19 protein-coding genes are annotated in these 21,382 nt (G+C 43.0%); 6 read left to right on the top strand and 13 right to left on the bottom strand.

Translation table 11 applies throughout. The annotated features are described in order from the left end of the window. The 10 genes from IGJ26_RS00310 to IGJ26_RS00265 all read right to left on the bottom strand — a co-directional run bounded on the left by IGJ26_RS00310 (position 1) and on the right by IGJ26_RS00265 (position 11,136). Positions 1-942, bottom strand: a complete 942-nt coding sequence (locus IGJ26_RS00310) for a transketolase family protein (RefSeq protein ID WP_061053530.1) — start codon at positions 940-942, stop codon at positions 1-3. After that, the gene (locus IGJ26_RS00305; RefSeq protein ID WP_008376701.1) at positions 929-1,765 is read right to left on the bottom strand and encodes a transketolase; all 837 of its coding nucleotides are present in this window, start codon (positions 1,763-1,765) and stop codon (positions 929-931) included. The genes IGJ26_RS00310 and IGJ26_RS00305 overlap by 14 nt, the downstream gene beginning before the upstream one ends. Next, positions 1,756-3,174 carry an L-fucose/L-arabinose isomerase family protein gene (locus tag IGJ26_RS00300; RefSeq protein ID WP_429968958.1) on the bottom strand — a complete coding sequence of 473 codons (1,419 nt, stop codon included), beginning with the start codon at positions 3,172-3,174 and terminating at the stop codon, positions 1,756-1,758. The genes IGJ26_RS00305 and IGJ26_RS00300 overlap by 10 nt, the downstream gene beginning before the upstream one ends. Positions 3,175-3,205: 31 nt before the next feature. Then, positions 3,206-3,493, bottom strand: a complete 288-nt coding sequence (locus IGJ26_RS00295) for a PTS cellbiose transporter subunit IIB (protein ID WP_430599776.1) — start codon at positions 3,491-3,493, stop codon at positions 3,206-3,208. Between the two features lie 155 nt (positions 3,494-3,648). After that, entirely contained in the window at positions 3,649-4,656 is a 1,008-nt protein-coding gene (locus IGJ26_RS00290; RefSeq protein WP_430599775.1) for a LacI family DNA-binding transcriptional regulator, read from the bottom strand. Between the two features lie 117 nt (positions 4,657-4,773). Continuing rightward, positions 4,774-6,795 (bottom strand): type I pullulanase, encoded by a 2,022-nt coding sequence (gene pulA, locus IGJ26_RS00285; protein ID WP_005232875.1) that lies wholly within the window; start codon positions 6,793-6,795, stop codon positions 4,774-4,776. 40 nt (positions 6,796-6,835) lie between these two features. Continuing rightward, on the bottom strand, positions 6,836-7,474 hold the full coding sequence (locus tag IGJ26_RS00280) for a DUF624 domain-containing protein (RefSeq protein WP_016619506.1): 639 nt from the start codon (positions 7,472-7,474) through the stop codon (positions 6,836-6,838). 6 nt (positions 7,475-7,480) lie between these two features. Next, on the bottom strand, positions 7,481-8,368 hold the full coding sequence (locus IGJ26_RS00275) for a carbohydrate ABC transporter permease (protein WP_005232877.1): 888 nt from the start codon (positions 8,366-8,368) through the stop codon (positions 7,481-7,483). Between the two features lie 16 nt (positions 8,369-8,384). Further along, a complete protein-coding gene (locus IGJ26_RS00270; RefSeq protein ID WP_008376715.1) occupies positions 8,385-9,317 on the bottom strand; it encodes an ABC transporter permease in 933 nt (310 codons plus the stop codon). A 148-nt stretch (positions 9,318-9,465) separates the two neighbouring features. After that, on the bottom strand, positions 9,466-11,136 hold the full coding sequence (locus IGJ26_RS00265) for an extracellular solute-binding protein (protein WP_086316726.1): 1,671 nt from the start codon (positions 11,134-11,136) through the stop codon (positions 9,466-9,468). A gap of 205 nt (positions 11,137-11,341) precedes the next feature. Between IGJ26_RS00265 and IGJ26_RS00260 the strand changes: the two genes are divergently transcribed. Together IGJ26_RS00260 and IGJ26_RS00255 are read left to right on the top strand one after the other, a co-directional pair. Continuing rightward, on the top strand, positions 11,342-12,847 hold the full coding sequence (locus IGJ26_RS00260) for a response regulator transcription factor (RefSeq protein ID WP_430599774.1): 1,506 nt from the start codon (positions 11,342-11,344) through the stop codon (positions 12,845-12,847). Then, the gene (locus IGJ26_RS00255; protein WP_139843220.1) at positions 12,841-14,544 is read left to right on the top strand and encodes a sensor histidine kinase; all 1,704 of its coding nucleotides are present in this window, start codon (positions 12,841-12,843) and stop codon (positions 14,542-14,544) included. Before IGJ26_RS00260 ends, IGJ26_RS00255 begins: the two co-directional genes overlap by 7 nt. A gap of 74 nt (positions 14,545-14,618) precedes the next feature. Here the strand turns inward: IGJ26_RS00255 and IGJ26_RS00250 are convergent, their stop codons facing one another. Next, on the bottom strand, positions 14,619-15,320 hold the full coding sequence (locus IGJ26_RS00250; RefSeq protein ID WP_016619502.1) for a TetR/AcrR family transcriptional regulator: 702 nt from the start codon (positions 15,318-15,320) through the stop codon (positions 14,619-14,621). A 225-nt stretch (positions 15,321-15,545) separates the two neighbouring features. On the opposite strand from IGJ26_RS00250, the gene IGJ26_RS00245 reads away from it, so the two are divergent. From IGJ26_RS00245 to IGJ26_RS00235, 3 genes are read left to right on the top strand one after another with little or no spacing between them, the layout of a single operon-like run. Beyond that, complete coding sequence (locus IGJ26_RS00245) at positions 15,546-15,872, top strand: PadR family transcriptional regulator (protein ID WP_430599773.1); 327 nt, start codon at positions 15,546-15,548, stop codon at positions 15,870-15,872. Further along, a complete protein-coding gene (locus tag IGJ26_RS00240) occupies positions 15,859-16,449 on the top strand; it encodes a DUF1700 domain-containing protein (RefSeq protein ID WP_005232884.1) in 591 nt (196 codons plus the stop codon). The genes IGJ26_RS00245 and IGJ26_RS00240 overlap by 14 nt, the downstream gene beginning before the upstream one ends. Then, positions 16,446-16,610, top strand: coding sequence for a hypothetical protein (locus IGJ26_RS00235; protein ID WP_005232885.1), 165 nt, complete (start codon positions 16,446-16,448; stop codon positions 16,608-16,610). The genes IGJ26_RS00240 and IGJ26_RS00235 overlap by 4 nt, the downstream gene beginning before the upstream one ends. Positions 16,611-16,902: 292 nt before the next feature. Here IGJ26_RS00235 and IGJ26_RS00230 read toward each other — a convergent pair whose 3' ends face one another. Further along, on the bottom strand, positions 16,903-17,388 hold the full coding sequence (locus tag IGJ26_RS00230; RefSeq protein WP_005226468.1) for a hypothetical protein: 486 nt from the start codon (positions 17,386-17,388) through the stop codon (positions 16,903-16,905). 258 nt (positions 17,389-17,646) lie between these two features. On the opposite strand from IGJ26_RS00230, the gene IGJ26_RS00225 reads away from it, so the two are divergent. Next, positions 17,647-19,020, top strand: a complete 1,374-nt coding sequence (locus tag IGJ26_RS00225; protein ID WP_016619499.1) for an MFS transporter — start codon at positions 17,647-17,649, stop codon at positions 19,018-19,020. Positions 19,021-19,144: 124 nt separating this feature from the next. Here the strand turns inward: IGJ26_RS00225 and treP are convergent, their stop codons facing one another. After that, on the bottom strand, positions 19,145-21,124 hold the full coding sequence (gene treP / locus IGJ26_RS00220; RefSeq protein WP_430599772.1) for a PTS system trehalose-specific EIIBC component: 1,980 nt from the start codon (positions 21,122-21,124) through the stop codon (positions 19,145-19,147). Positions 21,125-21,382 lie beyond the last annotated feature (258 nt).

The following is a 21,382-nucleotide window of genomic DNA, read 5'->3' as shown; positions in this document are numbered from 1 at the left end:
TTAAGCTCCTAGAAACGCAACCGCTGTTTTCGCTATGGAAGCACCGTCTAATCCATAATGGGCAAACAGTTCTGACGAAGAACCAGTAATCAAGGCTTCATCCGGAAAAGCAATGATTTTTTGTCGAATGTCCGTTTCTTCTGCCAGCGTTTCCGCCACGGCAGCTCCTAAGCCGTTGTATCGGCTGTGTTCTTCCACAGTGATCACGGTGCCTGTTTCTTTCGCCACTCGTTTGACCGTTTCTGAATCAAAGGGCTTCAAGGAATGAACATTTAAAACGGTAGCAGTGATACCTTGTTTTTCCAATAGCTCAGCAGCATCCAACGCTTGGCGCACGGTTTCGCCAGTGGCGAGCAATGCGACATCTTGGCCGCTTCTCAGCTCAATGGCTTTGCCGATCTCAAAAGGATAATCTGCAGAATCATAACAATCTTCAACAGGATTGCGACCGAGACGGATATAGGCCGGTTCATTTGATGCCGCTAAGGCTTTAAACATTTGGATCGTTTCAAAGCGATCTGCTGGCAACAGCACTTGCAAATTAGGGATCGCTCGTGCCACTGCGATGTCTTGCAAGGAATGATGACTCATGCCTAATGCCCCATAGCTGACACCGCCGCTGATGCCTACGAGTTTGACATTTTTATTCGAATACGCGACATCGACTTTGATCTGCTCGATACTGCGCATGCTGAGAAAACAAGCAGGGGATGCAACGAAAGGGCGTTTGCCCATATGGGCTAAGCCGGCCGCAATACTGACGATGTTTTGCTCTGCGATCCCTACTTCCACCAATTGTGTCGGTAATTCCTTGGCAAAAGGTGCTAACGAAGCGGAACCACGAGAATCACTGGTCAACACCGTGATAGCAGGATTCTTTTTTCCTTCTTCAATCAATACGTCGCACATCGCTTGGCGATTGGCAATATTATTTTTTCCCATGAGTCAAAACCTCCATTTGCTGATCAAGTTCGGCAATAGCTTGTGCAAGCTCTTCTGCCGTTGGCACTTTATGATGCCATTGCGCTTGATTTTCGGCTGCAGAATAGCCTTTGCCTTTGATGGTTTTAGCAATGATCAGCTTCGGTTGATTGGGCTGATGCGGTTTTTCTAATGCAGCCACCAAGGCAGCCATATCATTGCCATCAACGATATGCACATCCCAACCAAAGGCACGCCATTTTTCATCTAGCGGCTCCACTGCCATCACATCTTCCGAGGCTCCAGTGATCTGCAAGCCGTTGCGATCAATGATGGCGGTCAAATTGTCCAGCTGGTAGTTGGCAGCCGCCATGGCTCCTTCCCATACCGAGCCTTCTGCTAATTCGCCATCTCCCAACAACGTATAGGTTTGATACGTGCGGTGATCCAGTTTGCCTGCCAAGGCGATCCCTACTGCGACGGGTAAGCCGTGACCTAGCGAACCAGTATTCATCTCAACCCCAGCTACTTTATTGTTTGGATGACCGATCAGTCGTGAACCAAATTGCGAAAAGGTGGCTAATTCTTCTTTCGGCAAAAAACCTTTGTCCGCTAAAACGGCCCATAGTACTTCTGCAGCATGTCCTTTACTTTGGATATACTGGTCACGATCTTGCTTTTGGGGATCTTTCGCATCCACATTCATTATCTGATAATACAGGGCCACTAAAATATCGGTACAAGAAAGATCCGAACCAGTATGACCCGTTTTTGCTTGATAGATCAGCTCTAACACGGATTTTCGAATCGTTAAAGCCTTCATTTCCAGCTCGTTTATTTCCATGATTGATCCCCTCTCAAGTATGCTTTGACGTCTTCTTCGATCGGATCATAAAAATCTGGCTGCACGCCGATATATTTGCACGCTTCGTACAAGATCGGCACCACATTTTTTCTGACCGCCGCAACATGATGAATATAAGGGCCCTCAACGAGTTTGAATTCCAAGCGATTCAAATTCGCAAATTCTAGATAGAGATAGGTCCCTTGATTGTATGGTCCATCGATCCCTCTGCCGGTGCCCATCAGCAACGAATACTCGCCGTTGTCTCCATCAAAGCGACACAACGTATACTCGTCTTTGATTGCCCGAAAAGCGACTGATCCCGGATAGTCAAAAACAAAATGCCGTTGCGGCAAAATGGGTTTGGTCTCCGCGGTGGAATAAGCAAAAACCCCTAAGTGCTGCAGCAATTCGCCATTCTCGTTTTCTGGATGGCGGCAGTTGACATCCGCAAAGATTGCACGGTGTTCCCCCAACGAAGCGGCTTCGACCAACAGTTCCGAGATCGCCCCATGAACATCCGTCTCACAGACAAAAGGCAGACCTTCTTCTTGTAAAAGCGACAGGGAGGCATACGGTAAAATACCGATTTCGTCTTGTAAAGCCGTCCAACACTGGATGACCCCTGCATTGCAGCCGTAGCTTTCACATAAGTTTTGCAAGGCCACTTTAAGGGCTGCCACCATCTCCAAATCTTTCGCCGAAATTTGGACTTCCGTATTGGTTTCGAAATAATCAATGACTGCTTGCAATTTATCTGGCTGCTGTTCTTTGACTTTCTTGATTTCTTGCACCACTTCTTGGATCGGTACTGGTGATAGCGAGATATTGAAACGCTCCAATAGTTCGCCTTCGTTGCAGATCACGGTCCAAAAATCAAAGGGGCGTGGGCCAACTTGCAAGATTCGTGTTTGTTTGAAGGTCTTGACGACATTGCAGACTTTGATAAAGTCTTGCAAGCCGCGGGCAAATTCCGGTGAATCAATATCAGAATTTTTGACATAGGTGAAAGGTACCTTGAAACGGCGCAAGACTTTACCGATAGCGAAAAGACCGCATTGCGTATCCCGCAAACGTGAACCGTCGGCGGCTGGTGTCTCGTCTTTGGGTCCCCATAATAAGACGGGAACATCTAGTTTTTTGGCTAGACGAGCACAGGCATATTCCGTACCAAAGTTTTCATTGGCTAGAAAAAGACCGTCGATTTTTGCTGCTTTGAATTTTTCGGCGATTTTTTCAACCCCTTCATCATCGTATAGCAAGCCGTCTTCGTTGATATCTAAAATATCTACATAATCAATGGCCAGTTCGTCCATTTTTTGTCGTGTCAGATTGGCGTACTCAACGGCTGCTTCTGCACTAAATAAATTTCTTCTAGTCGGGGCGAACCCGATTGTTACTTTATCCATAAAACCACCCTTTGCGTTTTAGTATATTTAGCTAAATTTTTATTTCTTCGGCGACTCGTGCTACATTTCTGCTCAGAAATTCCTCATCCGTCAGTAAAACGATTTTTTTATCAGGAAAGGCTGCTGCGACTTTCGCTTGATTGAAGCGGGTTTGAGGAGCTAAAATCAAAAAATCATAGTCATTTCCCACCATAAATATTTCTGAAAAAGGCGCGGAATTCACTTGGTAATGCTGATCATCCGCTAGTTGTTCTTTGAGCGCTTTGACGAGCAGTGCGCTGGAGAGCCCAGTTGCACAAAAGAGACCGATCTGTGTCATCTATTCACTTCCTCAAAATGTAATCCCTTACTTTTTACACCTTAAATATAGCATAAGCTAAATATTTTGCAATAGTTTTAGATAAATATTTTTGTTTAATAACTAAAAAAAGACAAAACGCTTGCTAAACGTTTTGTCCTGCTTCTTATTTTTTCTTATTTGATGCTTTCGCGTTCGACGATCGTCGTGGCGACCAGCATTTTCAGATGGTTTTCATCTTCACTGGTGATTTTCTCGATCAAGCGTCGCACAGCTTGGCGACCAAGGTACACTTTATCTACTTTGACGGTGGTCAGCGGTGGGTTGCAAAATTCCGCCAAAGGAATATCATCGAACCCAACGATGGCCAACGGATAATCGGGGAACACTTCGCGAATGGCTTTCATTGCACCGATGGCGATATTGTCATTGACCGCAAAAAAGGCGCTTGGTAACGGCCGCTGATCGGCACGCAAGGATTCCAAATAGACCTTCATGTCTTGATATGAGCCCTCCAAGGTGGGTTCTACTAAGGCTTCCGTCTCTTCATAATGGATCAGATCATGCTCTTGGATCGCTTGAATAAACCCTTGCTTGCGTTCACGGAAATTGTTGATTTGAAAGGTTGAGTTAATGATGCCAATGTCTCGGTGGCCTTTTTCGATCATCTTTTCAACGATCTCATAGGCGCTGTCACGATTATTGATGGCGACAAAATCAAAGTCCTGCGAATTAAAAATCGTATCTAAAATCACTAAGGGTACTTCCAAATGACGGAAGACTGCTAAATCTTGTTTTTCCAATTCCGTTCCTAACAATAGCAAACCATCTACTAATTCTGGGCGGATCTTTTCGATCGGGTCTTCCTCTGGCGCCAATGTGATATGGGAAATGACCAATTCATAGCCTAACGCGCTGCATTCCATTTCGATCCCCCGGATCAATTCAGAAAAGAAAGGCGTATCCCCTACGACATTTCCTTGTTTGTTCATTACAACAAATTTGATCTTTTGGCTTTCCGTTTTTTTAATTTCTCGCTGATCAAAATACCCCATCTCACGAGCGATTTTCAAGATCGCTTGCCGTTTTTGTTCACTGATCCCCTTACGATTGTTGATTGCATTAGAGACAGTTCCGCTGGAAACGCCAGCTTTTCGGGCAATATCAGAGATCACAACTTTCATTTGCTCACCGCTTTCTGCTTCTCATTCTGTTAAAAGTATAGCAAAAGAATTGTTTTTTTACTACCAAAAAAGCTAAAACAAACTAAAATTTTTAGTTTGTTTTAGCTTCTACTTTGATTAGTTACTTTGTTCCGCCAAAATGCAGAAGGACAAGGGGTCGATGGTTATTCTTGGCGCTGCTACGCCGCGAGAAGTGAGCCCAGCTCCTTTGGGGTCAGCAATGATGTGCCAAGAAGCATTTTCTGTTGCCGTCGGTAAGTCAAAGGACCAGCTTTCTTCCGTGCTATTGAGTATAACGAATAAAGAACGCCATGGATGCTGTTTGTCACGATTGGGTACTTGATACGCCAAGCGATTTTCATTCTTTGTCTCATAAAAGACCATGCTTTCAGCCGTTTGGGTCGTGGCATCTCTCAATGGTGCATAGGACTGCCGCAATGCCCACAAGCCCCGATACAGCTCGCGCAACTCTTTGAAGGTTTTGGCACGTGACCAATCCAGCTGATTGACTGCCAGTGGCGAACGGAAGGAATTTTCATCGCCTTCTTTGGTACGGCCAAATTCTTCCCCAGCTTGAGTCAGCACTGCTCCTTGGCTAGTAAACAAAATGGCTGCTGCTAGTTTATTGCGGGCTAAAAGCTCAGGATCAAACTCATAATTTCTTTCCTTCACTGAAGCCTGCATGGTTGCCACCAGCTTGTCCCATAAGGTCAAATTATCATGGACTGAAGCATAGGCGATCACTTGGCGGGGCGATTTTGCCCAGCGCTCGGCGCCTTCTTGTGCGGCAACTTTCGTATTTCCTTGAATCGCCGTTGCCAAATTTGCTGCATAAAAGGTTTGCTTGACTTGCGGTTGACCATTCATTCCTTGAATAAACGCGCCGTCTGTTTCTTCAAAGACATCGCCTTTGATACTGTCTCTTAAATCATTGCTAAAAACCGCAACGCCTTCTGACAGTGCCCAAACATTACTTTTATTTGCTGGGATATTCGGCTGAATAATTTGATTGCTGCCGGCATCCCATGGCTCGCCGTATAAAATCACATGGCTGAAGCCGGCATCATCTAGGCGTTGACGCAATTGGTTCATGGTTTCCACATCGATCAAGCCCATCAAATCAAAACGAAAGCCGTCGATTTTGTATTCTTGCGCCCAATATAAAACTGAATCAATGATAAATTTACGCATCATTTTCCGTTCAGAAGCCACTTCATTGCCGCAAGCAGAACCGTCCGCAAAATTCCCTGCATCATCTTGACGGTAGTAATAATCAGGCACCGTCAAATTAAACCATGATTCTTCCGTGATCGCAGTGTGATTAAAGACCACATCCATCACAACGCCGATGGCTTCTTCGTGCAGCGATTGGATCATTTGCTTGCATTCACGAATCCGCGCCTTGGGATCACTAGGATCAGAAGCGTATCGTCCTTCAGGTACATTGTAATTTTTCGGATCATAGCCCCAGTTGTAGGCAGACGAAGTTTCATCATTGTCAAAATCGAAGATCGGCAGCAGATGAACATAATTGATCCCCAGCTCTTTTAAATAGGCCATGCCAGTTGGTTGACTTTCATCTCCCACCAGATGGGTCTTTTTTTCAGTGAAGGCTAAATATTTTCCGCGATTTTCTGGTGAAATACCGCTGTTTTCGGCACCACTGAAATCTTCGACATGTAATTCCCAAATATAGGCATCTGTGATCGACTGCTGACCGACGCCGTGACTTTCCTGCCAACCTTCAGGATCTGTTTCCTTTAAATCAATGATCGCACCGCGGTTTCCGTTGATCCCTACTGCCTTGGCATAAAGATCCATCGCTTCTATTTTCTGCCCATCTCGTTGAAACTCAAAGGTATAAAACAGCTCCTTGACGTTTTCTTCCGTCGTGACTTGCCAACAGTTGTCTTCTTGAACCATCGGCAGCGTCAGCAGACGATCGTCAGTCCCAGCAACACCGCTTTGATAAAGCAATACTGAAACGGCCTCTGCCTCTGGTGACCAGCATTTGAACGTGGTTTGCTGTCCTTGAAAAGTCACACCAAGATCATTCCCGTGATACGTATGTTCTTCTAAAAAACCGATCCTGCGATCGATCGCAATCTTTTTTTCTCCATACTGCGTGTTTTGTCCCATCAAAATTCCTCCATTCAACGTTTCTAACTATAAAAGCCAGTTACTTTTCTGCTATTTCTACCTTCTCATATTTCTTGAAAATTGCCAACAATAACTGACAGCGTGCATACAAAAAACAGCTAAGACCAAAAAAGCAGGCAATGTACATGCTGAAAACCAGCGCATAGGGTGAAAGAAGCATGATGACAATAGGGGCTGCAGTCAGAAGATGAAGACTAAGTATTTTAAAAGGGTGCTTTGCGGCGACTTTTATGCTGTTCAAAAGGATCGTTTTGATTCCGCTATCGTAACGTGCGAGTAAGAAAAACGAAACTTGGAAAAATTGAAGCCACATGAACGTACAAATTACTAAGCCTACGGTAAAAAGATCAGGCGTCCCTTTTAGTTGGAAATAATACAACCAATCAGCAGTCAAAAGCCACAAAGAAAAAAGTAGACTGAGCCAGATAAGAGTGCTCTTTCGAAAGCTTTGGCAAAAGACCGACCAAAACTGCTGAACAACAGCCGGTGCTTTTCCTTCTATCAGATCAGTCGCCACTTTAGAACCCGCAGTAATGGCTGCACCGATCGTGAAGAGCGGCAAACTAAAAAACAAGAGTAGTACATTTAATAGGAGCAACTGGCTGAATTTCCAAGCGATTCGTGCGAAGAAGTTTTCTGAATGAAAAAAGTGTATCATGTGGGTTTACTCCTTTACTGATCCGACAACGATTCCTTGAACGAAATATTTTTGTAGAAGCGGATAAATAATCAATAACGGCACCACTGCCACCACGATCTTCGCTGCATTCAAGTTTCGATCAGAGACCGCTAGTAGACTTTGTAGCTGCTCGGAAGTCAAATTCCCGGCTTGTTGCATTGTTTCAGCAATGTTGACTGATAGTGTTTGGATATAGGTCATTAAAGGATAGTTTTCAGTCTTGGTCATATAGATCAGTCCACTGAAAAAATCATTCCAACTACCGACAATACTGAATAGAGAAACGGTTGCCAAACACGGCAAAGACATTGGAATATAGATTCGTCCCAAAATCTGCAGTGGGTTGGCCCCATCGATCCGAGCAGATTCTTCCAATGATTTGGGAATTCCCCGAAAGAAATTCATCACCAAGATCACACTGCCGATAGGGACTGCACTAGGTAAAATCAGGGACCAAATCGTATTCAATAATCCTAGATTGCGAACGACCAAATACGTTGGGATCATGCCGCCACTGAAGAGCATAGCGAAAACCATCACACTCATGAATAATTTTCTCGTTCGAAATACTTTTTTTGATTTAGATAGCGGATAAGCCATCGTTACGATCATCACCAAATTCAGCAATAAAGAGATCACCACACGAATGACTGAAATACCAAAAGAACGCCAAAACTGCTGATCGCTCATGATGCGCTCATAAGCCGCTAAGGTCAGATCTACTGGCCATAGCCCCACAGCATTTGCCGCGACGGCACTGCTGCTGCTTAAAGAAAGTGCCACGACATTCAACATCGGTACTAAACAAGAAAGAGCCAAAACAATGACGATCAAATAAATTACTGCATGCCGTATACTAAATTTTTCTTTCATCTCTTTTTTCCTTTCCTTAAAACATCACTCTGTCAGTCTTCTTCTCCGCAATTTTGTTGGAAGACCAAATCAAGAATAGACCGATCACCGATTTGACCAGACCAACGGCGGTTCCTAAGCTATAGTCTCTACCGATCAGACCGATTCGGTAGACATAGGTATCGATAATATCGCCGCTTTGATACACAACCGGAGAATACAGGTTATAAATTTGGTCGAAGCCGGCATTCAAGATATTAGGCAGCGACAAAATCGTCATCAGCAAAATAAAAGGCATCATCCCCGGCAGGGTTACGTGCCAGACTTTTTTTGACCAAGAAGCACCATCCATCGTTGCTGCTTCATATAATCCCGGATCAATCGAGGTAATGGCAGCAAGGTACACGATTGAACTGTAACCAAAACTTTTCCAAACATCGGTCCCGATCAGCAAACGAGGAAACAGCTGATTACTACCCAAAAAGTTTAATGGTTCTACACCAAAGTTTTGTAAAATCTGATTCACCGTTCCATCAAGACTGAATAAATTGACCACTACTGAAGCCAATATGACCCATGAAAGAAAATGGGGCAAATATACGATGGTCTGAATGGAGCGTTTCATCCACTTTACACGTACTTCATTTAATAGAATCGCAAAAAGAATCGGTACGATCGTATTAAAGACAATTTTCCAGAAAGCGATGAAAATCGTATTTTTAGTTACTAAGAAAATATCCGGTAAACTGAACAAATAGCGAAAGTGCTCGAATCCCACAAATTCAGAACCAAATACACCTTTCGCTGGCACATAATCTTGAAATGCCATCAACAACCCAAACATAGGACCATAAGAAAAAATCAAAATAAAAATTATGCCTGGTAAAATCATCCCTAGAAAGAAAAGCTGATCTCGAGAAAACCACTTTTTCTTTTCTTTTTTGCTTTCTTTTTCAACAGAAAGTTCCATTTACTTACTCCTCCATAAATTTTTTGCCTCACCAGCCGCTTGATGAAAAAATTCGAACAAAGAAAAGGCACCTGCAGTCGGTTTTCCTGCATACAACCTTGCTTTTCTTTGTTCGAAAGACGAGTGTCAGAACCGCTGGAGTGGCCGCTTAATTATCTGCTCGCTGATCTACTACTTCTTGCATTTCTTCAAGTATGGCTGTCCCACCTTGGCTATTCCAGGTTTCAACATAGTTGTCGAAGTTTTCCAGGGGTTCTTCTCCAGTGATAAACTTAATGAAGGTCTCTTCCTCCAGTTTCCCTACTTGTGCGCCGTTTCGTTCATTGGCTTTGATCGAATCAAAACGCGGTGGTTTCACTTCATTCAAGCGTCCTTGCTCTCTGATACCGCCCATCACATTATTGACGGCTAAATAGCGGGAGGCATAGCGGGTCCAGTCCACCGGATCAGTTTCTTCAGGGCTATCCAGATATTGCTTGATTTTTTCGGCGTTTTCTTTGATGAAGAAGTTGGAGATATCCTCGATAGATGTTTCGCCAACCGCCGCCTTGGAAGCTTCTACTGCATCATCAATCTCACTATAGGCTTTTAAGAAAACAACATTCCATGGACGAACCGTCCCATCGACATCCACTTTCGCATAGTCATAAATTTCCGGAAACTCGGCTTCAATATCTTCCGAGTTGACAACTTCACCATAAATCAGATTGATCATCTCCATGATTTTTTCCGGCTCAGAAAAACCTTTGCGCACCACGATGTATTGCCCAGTGCCGCGGTTAGCCACGGCATTGACCCCTCCATCGCCGTTAGCATTTTCAAGGGCATAAGGAACAAATTCAGCATTTGGATCATTTTGTTTGGCTTGTACTAAGCCCCAGTCAGGCATGTGCCAAGGACCAAAAGCGATGCCCGTTTCTCCATTAACCATCATGGCATGGATATCGTCATACGTGCGGGTACCAAATTGCGGATCCATGAACCCTTCATCTTGCCAGTCCTTCAGTAGCGTTAGTGCTTCTTTCATTTCTGGCGTATTGGATCCATAAAACATCTGCCCATTCTCATCTTGGAGATACGATTTTGGGTAGGCTCCAAACGCATTCATGATGGCTGTTCCGGTATATGCCGTGCCGCCATGATTTGGCGAAGACAACCAGAAGGCCAATGGCAAACCAACTGCTTTTCCGGTATTGGCTAAATCATTTTCTTGAAAAGCAATCGCTGTTTCCTTCAACTCATCCAATGTAATTGAGCGATTGCCATCTTTATCCAGTTCAATACCTAGCTCATCTAGCCAGTCCTGGCGCAACCAGACAAGATTGGGCCCGAAGTCATCGCTAGTAGATGGGATCGCCATCAAACGATCATCAAACGTGGCTGCTTCTAACTGAATCCCATCAAACGAATCATAGATGTCTTTTAGAAAATCGTCGGCATGCTCCTCAAATACTTCGGTCAAGTCTTCCACTAAATCATTGTTAACTAATTCTTCCAATTCATCTCTTGATCCGACGATCATCGTATCCGGTAGTTCCCCTGAAGCGATCGCTAGCGATACTTGACGATCATAGTCTTCCCCATGGGCTTCAAAGGCACTCTCCAGCTCGATGCCCAAGCGTTCTTGAATCAATCGAGTATATGCGTTATTGCTGTAAGAATCCCCCTCAGGCAGTTTCGAGTTCGGTGCGGTCTGGCGTCCGATCGTAATCACGGTATCCCCATTTTCATTGGTCTTTGCTTCTTCTGAACTGCATCCTGTCATAATAAGTGCTGAAGCAACTGCTGTTAACATTGCTGTCCCCCGCCTAAATTTCATTGTTTTCCTCCTCAAACTTTTTTGATATCCTTATTATACGCAATCGCTTCCACAGAAAATATAGCACTTTTTTCAGATTCATAGCACGATTTCCAGAAAAATAAAACGTTTACAAATTCGCTCTGTTGCTTTTTTTGTTTATCGCTTACTATAGAAAGAAGAAGCGACTGCGTAATTTTCTCTATACGAAAGGACGGCGAAAACCATGTACCGACTGCTGCTTGCTGATGACAGCTACGATCAAAGAGAAGTGATCAAATACTTCTTGAGTCAGCATGAAAAAGAATGGCTGATCGAAGAAGCCAAAAATGGCCGCGAAGCCTGGCAACTTTTTCAGGAACAGCCCTTTGACTTGATAATTACCGACGTAAAGATGCCCTTTATGGATGGACATGCCCTCGTAGCGAGAATCAAAGAAGCAGTTCCTGAAATTCCTGTGATGTTTATCAGCGGCTTTGAAGATTTTCATTATGTAAAAAAAGCCATACAGTTAAAAGCGGTTGACTACCTCTTAAAACCAATCGACCCTGATGATTTTTATGAACAAATAAATAAAATCATTCTTTTTATTGATCAACAAAAGCAGCGCGCTTACACAAAAACAATCGCACAAACCCATTACTTGAAAGAGATTTTGAGTAAACTTTTTTATGGCTATCCTTGGCATTCACTGCCGAAGGAAGAGCAATCGATTGCACAAGATTTTTTTAAGACTCATCCCTCTTTTTTTCTCGTTACTTGGCCGCTGGATTCTTGGAATGCGCCGGATTTTGTCCCTTCGCTATCTGCTGCATTTCCTGAAATGTTCAGTTTGTTTTTAGCTCCAGCACAACTGCTCTTTTTTAACGAACCTTTGCCAAAAAGGGAAATCGAAGAGCGAAAAAACAACTTAACTACCTATTTTTCCGAACAGTTTCAGCAAAAAATAACACTTTTTGACAGCGGACCAGTTCCCCACCATTCAGGGGTGTATGGCACCTATCATGACTTACTGAGAACCAGTCAGCGGTCTTTTTATCAGCAAAACAAAGGGAAAATCTGCCAGTTGCTTCCGGGAGATCACTACATCGTCAAGAAAGCGCTTTTTGAAAAAACCGTTTCGTATGTGAATCAATACGAAAGTAAAAAAGCCCACGCGCTTGTGAAAACAGTTTTCGACTGCTTTGAAACAAATGGACGTGAGGAACCAACCAATGCCAAGTTTTATTTTGCGACCTTTTATCAAACAATCATCGATCAGTGCACGATCACTTTTGATGCGGAGTGTGGCGCTAATCAGATTGGAAAAATACTGGAAGCGCCAAGTCTGCAACTAATTGCGGATATTTTTGATGCCCTCTTCCATTATATCCATGATGCATTGCTTCAAATCAACGGGAGCCAGTCAAATGACTATGTGCGCCAAGTAAAATCCTATATATTCGCTCATTTTCACCAAGAGTTGAGCTTGGAGCGGTTAGCAAAGGAAGTCAATATCAATCCTAACTACCTAAGCGAATTATTCAGTACTTCTGAAGGCATGGGTATCACCAAATACATCAAGTCTTACCGTATCAAACAGGCTCAGAAGCGTTTAAAGAACTCGAACTGCAGCATTCGAACTATCTCCAAACAAGTTGGCTTTAATCATTATTCCTATTTTTGCAAAACGTTCCGAGAAATTGTCGGAATGACGCCGGATGCGTATAGAAAGAGAGGTCCCTTTTGTTAAGAAAAGTCCACGATTGTGTTAAAAATTTTCGTTTTCAAAAAAAGATCGCCCTTATTTCAATTCTTTCAAGCATTGTTCCTCTGATCGTTTTGACCTTTGTCGGGGTATCTATCATCCGAGCCTTTATCCAACAGCAGGAAAAAAGTGCTTACTCCGATAATCTCAAAAGTATCAGCTATCAGTTAGAAAGCAAGATCCACACCTATCGGGACAGCCTGCTCTTTTTAGCCAACAATACCGCCTTGACGCAAGAGCTTTCTAGTCAACGCTTCTCAAACTTTGATCAATACAATCTCTTTCAAAATACGATCGTGCCTTTGTTTCACAGTGTTCGTTTTCCGCAAGCAGATATTAAAGGCATCACGCTATACACCACGATCGATCTTTATGATCATGGGCAATACGTCAAAAAAATCACGGCTGATACAGCACTGCCTTTTCTCAAAGAGAAACCTTCGACCGAGATTCGAACGTATTTTGACAAAGAACGGGAGGAACTTTCTTTTTATACCAACCTTTTTTTAAAAGGCCATACCGCAGATTCCTTAAACTACATCGTTTTAACCATCGATCGAGCAGCATTGTTCACGAATCTTGATGCAGTCACTGAGGAGCCTTATGATTTGACGATTCAGTCAGAGACCGGGCAGACGCTTTACCGCATTGATTATTTGACGAAGCAGCAACGTACTCAAAAACAGTGGCTGGTTGGAAACGCAGTTATTGAAGAGGCACCTGTACTGCTGGATAATCATTGGCAAATCGTTTTTGTTAAAACCGCACAGTCATTTTTCAGCAGTTTACTGTATCTAGTTGGTGCGGCACTTATTATCTTTGGTTTTGTATTAATGATATTGGTTTTATCCAGCTGGTGGTTGGCTAAAACCGTGGTACAGCCGATCAACTCTTTGACCCAGCAAATGGCCTCTTTATCAATGGATCAATTCAAAATCCAGCACACATATTCTTCAAAAGATGAAGTCGGGCAGTTATACACCAATTTTCAAAAAATGCTAGATAAAATCGCTGAGCTGATCAATGAAGTATATGAAGCCGAATTGAAACAAAAAGAATACGAATTGCGGGCTCTGCAAGCCCAGATCAATCCGCATTTCTTTTATAATTCCTTAGCACTGATCAGCAATACTGCCACACTAAACGGCAATCACGAGATCCGTGAGATGGCTCAGCTGCTGTCTCGATTCTACCGTCTCAGCCTAAACCAAGGATCCAACCGGCTATCCGTCAGCAAAGAACTCGATCTGACGATCACCTATGCTAAAATTCAGCAAAAAATGCATCACCATTCCTTTGATTTAGTCCTCGAAATTGACTCAAATATCGGTGAATATCCGATGATCCATCTGCTCTTGCAACCGTTTGTCGAGAATGCCGTCTTTCATGGGCTTGATCATATTGAAGATGACCGCAGAGGGGTATTGACGATCCGCTGCCTCAAAGAAGGACAATGGCTACGGTTTGAGATTCAAGACAATGGTCCCGGGATTGATCCTGAACAGCTAAAACAACTGGAGGAACCTTCTGATCAACATTATGGTATCAACAATGTACGCCAACGGCTAGCATTGTACTATGGCACGCAAGCTTCCTTATCGATTCAATCAGTAAAAGGTGAAAACACCACAATTGTTCTACTCATACCGCAAGACTTACCTCCTCAAAAAAACCGTCAGTGAAGAATGTTTAATCACTAACGGTTTTTTGGTGTCAAAATATTCAGATATTTATTTTAATGCTTGATTTCAAGTACCTATTCCTCTACAGCAAACGTACCGACCTCTAATAATCCTTGCCGACCCTGGTCTCGCGTCACGCCTTTTGCTTTCTTTAACATTCGTTCCCAATACTCCATGGTATCTTTTATAAAATCCTTGTTGCCGTCAGTACACCCTTCACGAATAAACAGCAATACCAACCCACTAAAAAAAATCAAGGCTTCTTCATGGTATTTCCTCAGATCGTTTTCTTGCTCACATTGAAAAACAGTTGATTCAGCGATTGCTTCTTGAAAATATGCAAAAGAACACTCTTTTATGTAGGGACCACAACCAATATCATTTAAAAATAATGCAAAAAAGAGGGCTCGATTGCGACTGGCGAACACGTAATAGTCATGCCAAAAACAGTATAGAGGATCCAGTGTCATCACCGTCTCTTTTTTTGCTTCATGAATGTCATGGAAGACATCATCGACCATTGCCTGTTTATAATTTTGCATGTTTGAAAAATTCAAATAGATTGGTTGGGTCGATGTTCGTGCATATTTAGCAATGTCGCGGACAGTGATTGGCCGATAAAGATATTCCACCAGATATTTTTTTAAACAGTTGATCAAATATTTTTTCGTAATCGTTGCTTTTCTCATAATACCCCTTCCTTTCTTGAGGCGATCAGCTCTCGCTAACGCTCCTCTACTCTCACTTGCTTTCTTCCAGTGAAACACCACCAACACCCAATTTTCTTACTGAAAGTAATCTGCATACTTCTACTTTAACAAAAAAGAGAACGTTAACATATACTTTCTGCCGAATTTCTTAATTTTGTTTTATATTTTTGACCATTTTTCTGAAAAACTTCCCTGTTTTCCACGGCTAAGTCTTAAGACTGATTTTTTTGATACTACTTGTGAAATGATACTATGTAATGTATAGTATGGATATGAACAGGAGGAGAGCCTTTGGATGCCCAATTAAAAAAAGGATTATTGGAAATTTGTGTTTTAGCCTATTTGCAGCACGGGGACTCTTATGGCTATGAATTAGTCAAAAATATTTCTCCTTTACTACCAATCTCAGAATCCACCCTCTACCCTATCTTGAAGCGCTTAGAAGTCAGCCGAGCGGTTGAGACTTACAACAAGAGTCATCAAGGACGGACCCGAAAATATTACCGCTTGACCAAACTTGGCAAACAGCGGATCGACGATTTTTTAACCAACGACTGGCCCCAATTGACATTGATCCAGCGATTTATTAAAGGAGGAACACTAGATGAACAGAGTTGATTTTATCAAGGCATTGGCTGCAGAATTATCTGAAAAAGTCAGACCTAGCGAGATTCATCAGCTGATCAACTATTATGACGAGATGATCGAAGATTTGATGGAAGAAGGATACACTGAAGAAGAAGCCGTGGCACGCCTTGGCTCCCCAAAAGAACTGATCCAAACAGTCACAGAAACAGAAGAGGTCGTGGTAGAGATTCCCCGCCGCTTTCATCCCTTTTTGCTCTTGATCTTAGTGCTAGGCTTTCCATTGTGGGGTAGCTTATTGTTAAGTGCCGCTTTGCTGATCCTAAGCTTTTTAATAATCATCTGGTGTGTGCCTTTCACCACTGGCATGATTGGTGTCACTACGTTTATCGGTGGGATTGCTAGCGTTGTCTTAAGTCCAATGCTGATGGCGGATGGTTTCTATCTCTTTTTAAGTCAGTTAGGCGTGGGGATTTTCTTATTTGGTTTAGGGCTTCTTTGTCTGATCGCCACTTATAGTATGAGCCGACCTTTTTCACGTCTTACCCACTCCCTTGTCGTTTGGCCAAAATCATTTGTTCAAAACTATCGAAAGAAGGCAGTCCTATGATCAAAATCAATAAGCGCTTTTTCGTTTTTCTCAGTCTGTTGTTTATTATTCTCGGACTGGTCATCACCTTTATCGGTTTTTCAATGTCAGGGTACTCACCTGATGCCTACCATATTGAGCATCGTCGTTGGTATCAACTGATTGGTTTCTACACAGACTAATCGGCAAAAACAATTATAAGTTGTTTTTTTCGTCAGAAAAACTAGCAATTTGCATTAATTTCATGTATTGATGAAAAAATTGAGCTTTCCTTTTTAGCCTCACCATATTACTATATAGGTACATCCTGTATCCTATTTCATAGGGTAACCAGAAAAACCCATACCATCCTATGGGTTTTTTTGTTGTTTATAAAAGCAAAAAAACGTGCCGCAAGTCCAGTTATCGCCAAGCCAGCTATTTTTAGCTAACCTTGGTAGAGCCTGTCTGCAGTACGTTTTTTCTACTGATCGATTATTCCCCTAGTACTGGCTGTTCTTGCACAGTGCCAATAGGAAACAAGGCGCGAAACACCCGGCGAACGATTGGGCCTGCAATGAACAATTGCAACGGCAATGCGACAATCACATTTTTCCCAATGTTGCTTAGCCAATTGACGAACACCGAGTGATCAGGGTTTGGGTGCATCAACGCACCAAAGAGTGACATACAGATCACCATGCCGGCGATCATCAATGAAGAAATCAAACCGATTTTTTTCCAAGTAGCTGATTGATGGTCCAAAAATCGAAACGCCAAACCTTTTGCTGGACCCGAAACAATGAACCAATCCAAAATAAAGGCGACACAAAGGGCTAATGGCAATTCATTCCACGCCAATTGGAATGCCAATGCCGAAACACCGACTTGAAACATGAGGTTATAAACACTCATAAAATACACCATGAAAATACACATAAGTGTCGTATAGATCAAACTTTCTTTTTTATTGATGGGCATGTAACAACTTCCTTTCTCTTTTTCGTACTCGACTATTCTAGCAGAAGAAAATTTTTCGTGTAAGTAAAAGTTTGAAAACTTTCAAAAAAGTTTTTTGCTATTTTTTTATCCACTTCTCTTGACACTTTCTTATGAAGTCAGTAGAATAGCGATAGATTAAATCGTACAGATAACAAGCGGGTTCGCTTGTCGAGAGAGAGGCGGTTTCTATGAGAATAGAAACGGTCTCTTTTTTTGCGAATTTTTAGAGGTGAGAATATGGAAAACAACAAAAAACTCGTGGGGGCGATCCTCGCAACCGGATTGATGTCATTTGCAGGCGTGCTGATTGAAACAGCCATGAATGTAACGTTTCCGACATTGATCGATCAATTTACGCTTTCAACATCCGATGTCCAATGGGTGACGACCATCTACTTACTGGTCATCTCGATCATTGTCCCAATATCGACCTACCTTTTGAAACGCTTCTCATTGAGAACCTTGTTTCTAGCTGCCAACGCCTTCTTCCTTGTTGGCTTGGTGATCGACTTTTTATCGCCGACGTTTGCCATTTTGCTGATTGGCCGCTTTTTCCAAGGTGCCAGCACAGGGATCGCACTGCCTTTGATGTTCCACATCATTTTGACTTACTCCCCCTTTGAAAAGCGGGGAGCGGCGATCGGCTTAGGGAATTTGACCACTTCCATCGCTCCAGCGATCGGACCGACATATGGAGGATTATTGACCGCCCATTGGTCTTGGAATGCGATCTTTCTTTTCTTGATCCCAGTCTTACTGATCTCCCTAGTACTCGGTCTTTACTCGATCCCTAAGACGGCTGGGGCAAAAGACACTTCCCTGGATTTACTGAGTGTATTAGGAATCGTCTTGATGTTCAGCGGCTTCTTATTGTTCTTGAATCAAGTAGGCACCTTAGCGAGTCTACTGCCGCTGCTTTTCGGTTTCATTGGTGCTGGCTTGTTTTATCAACGTTCAAAAGGTCCAAACCCTTTGATTCGTTTGGCTGTTTTGAAAAACCGCAGTTTCAGTTTGTTTCTTTTCGGCTTTCTCGTTTGTCAGTTCCTTTTACTGGGCATTTCCTTTGTCTTGCCGAACTTTGTCCAACTCGTCTTGGGAAAAGATGCCTTTACTGCAGGATTAGTTATGCTTCCTGGGGCGGCCATCGGGGCGGTCCTTGCGCCGATCTCTGGTCGGTTGCTGGATAAAGTTGGACCGAAAAAACCGATCCTGTCTGGTTTGACTTTGATTGCCATTGGTTGGCTTGCCTTAGCCCTTGTTTTGCGTTCGCCTTTCATTTGGAGCCTAGTTGCCGGACATGTCTTTTACATGATCGGGATCGGCTTAGCCTACAGCAATATGATGACCACCGGCTTAAACAAGCTGACTCCTGCGTTGTACGCGGACGGTAATGCGATCTTTAATACGCTGCAGCAATTTTCTGGTGCAGTGGCGACGGCTGTGGTGGCGACCATTATCAATTTGGCACAAAATGCGACGACCGATTACACCCAAGGGACGGTCATCGGCTCTCAAATCGCCTTATTCTTTTTGTGGGCCCTGGTCTTACTGACTTTCCTATTAACGATCAACTACTTCCGCAAAAACACCGACAAAAAAGCTGTCAGCTAACTGCGGCTTTACCAATTGAAAAACAACGAAAAAAAGCCGCCCTCCCTTGAGGACGGCCCATAAAAAAATCCGCTTCCGATTCCCCTTCTTAGTCAAAGGGCGCTCTCGGAAACGGATTATTTTTTTAGTTTAATTCAGCTGAACCAACCGCTGTTTTGGCTGTCACTGTGCCTGTAGTCGTCAATGAAAGCTGACGCACTTTTTCGGCATTCGTGATGACCGTCAAAACATCTGTCTGTTTGCCAGCTGCGATAACGGCATCTAGATCCATCACTGCAAGCTTCGTTTCTGGTGTGACCGTATCACCTTCAGAAACAAGAACCTCAAATGGCGCACCTTTTAGTTCTACAGTATCCAAGCCCATGTGGACGAGAACTTCCGCGCCACCAGGCGTTAAAATCCCGATTGCATGTTTCGTTTCAAAAATGCTAGAGATCGTACCTGCAACAGGAGCATAAATCGTTCCGTTCGTTGGCTGAACAGCAAAGCCGTCACCCATCATTTTTTGAGAAAAGACAGGGTCAGAAACTTCAGTGATGGCAACCACTTTCCCATCAGCTGGGGCATAAAGGGTTTCTTCTGAAACTTGTGTTGCTTCTGGGGCTGCAGTTGTCGGTGCAGCAGTCGTTGGTGCAACAGCCGCTGCTGCAGCTGTATCAACAGCCAATTGCGGTTCTAATTTATTTAAGAAGGTAACTTTTCTAAAGACGATAGTGCAAACAAAAGTGATCGCAATCGTCACCGCCATTGAGATGAAGACCATTGGATAGTTTTCAATTTTAAATGATAAGAAGCCGGGCAGTCCCCCTACACCAATACCTAATGCACGGGTATTCGTTGCAGTGATCAGCATTCCACCGAAGGCAGAACCTACCATTGCTGCGACAAATGGGTAAACATATTTCAAATTGATCCCGAACATCGCTGGTTCAGTAACCCCCATGTAAGCAGAAATCGTTGCTGGAACAGAGACTTGTTCTTCTTTTTTATTGCCACGGTGAAGGAACCAAATCGCCAATACTGCCGTACCTTGCGCAATATTTGACAGCATGATCATTGGCCAAAGGTTTGTTGTCCCAAAATCCGCTACTAATTGAGAGTCGATCGCTAGCGTTGTATGATGCAATCCGGTAATAACCAAAGGCGCATACAAGCCACCGAAAATGAAACCAAATAACCAGTTTAATGGTGAGGTCAAGCCAGCATTTACGACCCAAGAAATGCCTGATCCGATTTGCCAACCGATTGGACCTAATACCATGTGAGCTGCTAAAATAGTTGGCAGCAATGAGAACAATGGAACGAAGATCATTGAAACCGCTTCTGGAATCCATTTCCGGAAGAATCTTTCAAGATAAACCAATAAGAAACCTGCCAGCATTGCTGGGATCACTTGTGCTTGATACCCAATTTTATCAATAGTGAAGAACCCGAAGTCCCACGTATAATTTTGAGCAATTTCTGCAGCAGAAGTTGAACTTACTGAATAAGCATTTAATAATTGCGGTGAAACCAATGTAATCCCTAAAACAATCCCTAATATTTGCGTGGTTCCCATCTTACGTGTAATACTCCAGGTAATCCCTACTGGTAGAAAGTGAAAGATCGCTTCACAGGGCAGCCATAAAAAGCCGTTGACACCGTTCCAAAAAGTAGAAGCTTGCGTAATGGTTTGTCCACCTAGAGCTTCTAACGGTACACCTTCTAAGAAATTTCTCAGCCCTAGCATCAAACCACCGACAATAATCGCTGGTAATAACGGGGTAAAGATCTCAGCTAACGTAGCAATCGCTCGTTGCACGATATTTTGATTGTTTTTTGCAATCGCTTTGCTTTGTTCTTTAGAAACACCTTCTATTCCTGATACATCGGTAAAATCATTGTAAAACGTTGAGACATCATTGCCGATAATGACTTGGAATTGTCCCGCATTCGTAAACATCCCTTTGACACTTGGAATTTCTTCAATTTCCTTTTCGTTTGCTTTTGTCTGATCGTTCAAAACAAAACGCATCCGTGTCGCGCAATGTGTTACTGCGGCGATATTTTCTTTGCCGCCAACATATTCCAGCAGCTTCTCAGCATCATCACGATACTTTCCCATAATTAATAAACCCCTTTCATATCCACTTGTATATATATGTTTTAATTACGCACTAATCATAACTTGATAGTTTTGATATTGCAAGCGTTTCAAACCAATTTTTTCCACTTTTTCTACAAACAATACAAGTGAATAGAAAAGGTACCGTATTAAAACCTTAATAAATAAACGTTTTTTAAAATATTTGATTAATATAAAATAATATTGCCAATGACTTTATTTACTGTTTATTTAACAAAAAAGAATAAAAAAACAGGT

It is taken from the genome of Enterococcus sp. AZ095a, from assembly GCF_050546735.1.
GTDB lineage: Bacteria > Bacillota > Bacilli > Lactobacillales > Enterococcaceae > Enterococcus_D > Enterococcus_D entomosocium.
Note: the sequence above shows the minus strand (reverse complement) of the source record. Positions and strands in the feature narration are given on the sequence as shown.

Coding starts and splice junctions, on each gene's coding strand:
- IGJ26_RS00310 (WP_061053530.1), bottom strand. CDS start 942: ATGGGAAAAAATAATATTGCCAATCGCCAAGCGATGTGCGACGTATTG.
- IGJ26_RS00305 (WP_008376701.1), bottom strand. CDS start 1,765: ATGGAAATAAACGAGCTGGAAATGAAGGCTTTAACGATTCGAAAATCC.
- IGJ26_RS00300 (WP_429968958.1), bottom strand. CDS start 3,174: ATGGATAAAGTAACAATCGGGTTCGCCCCGACTAGAAGAAATTTATTT.
- IGJ26_RS00295 (WP_430599776.1), bottom strand. CDS start 3,493: ATGACACAGATCGGTCTCTTTTGTGCAACTGGGCTCTCCAGCGCACTG.
- IGJ26_RS00290 (WP_430599775.1), bottom strand. CDS start 4,656: ATGAAAGTTGTGATCTCTGATATTGCCCGAAAAGCTGGCGTTTCCAGC.
- pulA (WP_005232875.1), bottom strand. CDS start 6,795: ATGGGACAAAACACGCAGTATGGAGAAAAAAAGATTGCGATCGATCGC.
- IGJ26_RS00280 (WP_016619506.1), bottom strand. CDS start 7,474: ATGATACACTTTTTTCATTCAGAAAACTTCTTCGCACGAATCGCTTGG.
- IGJ26_RS00275 (WP_005232877.1), bottom strand. CDS start 8,368: ATGAAAGAAAAATTTAGTATACGGCATGCAGTAATTTATTTGATCGTC.
- IGJ26_RS00270 (WP_008376715.1), bottom strand. CDS start 9,317: ATGGAACTTTCTGTTGAAAAAGAAAGCAAAAAAGAAAAGAAAAAGTGG.
- IGJ26_RS00265 (WP_086316726.1), bottom strand. CDS start 11,136: ATGAAATTTAGGCGGGGGACAGCAATGTTAACAGCAGTTGCTTCAGCA.
- IGJ26_RS00260 (WP_430599774.1), top strand. CDS start 11,342: ATGTACCGACTGCTGCTTGCTGATGACAGCTACGATCAAAGAGAAGTG.
- IGJ26_RS00240 (WP_005232884.1), top strand. CDS start 15,859: ATGAACAGAGTTGATTTTATCAAGGCATTGGCTGCAGAATTATCTGAA.
- IGJ26_RS00235 (WP_005232885.1), top strand. CDS start 16,446: ATGATCAAAATCAATAAGCGCTTTTTCGTTTTTCTCAGTCTGTTGTTT.
- IGJ26_RS00230 (WP_005226468.1), bottom strand. CDS start 17,388: ATGCCCATCAATAAAAAAGAAAGTTTGATCTATACGACACTTATGTGT.
- IGJ26_RS00225 (WP_016619499.1), top strand. CDS start 17,647: ATGGAAAACAACAAAAAACTCGTGGGGGCGATCCTCGCAACCGGATTG.
- treP (WP_430599772.1), bottom strand. CDS start 21,124: ATGGGAAAGTATCGTGATGATGCTGAGAAGCTGCTGGAATATGTTGGC.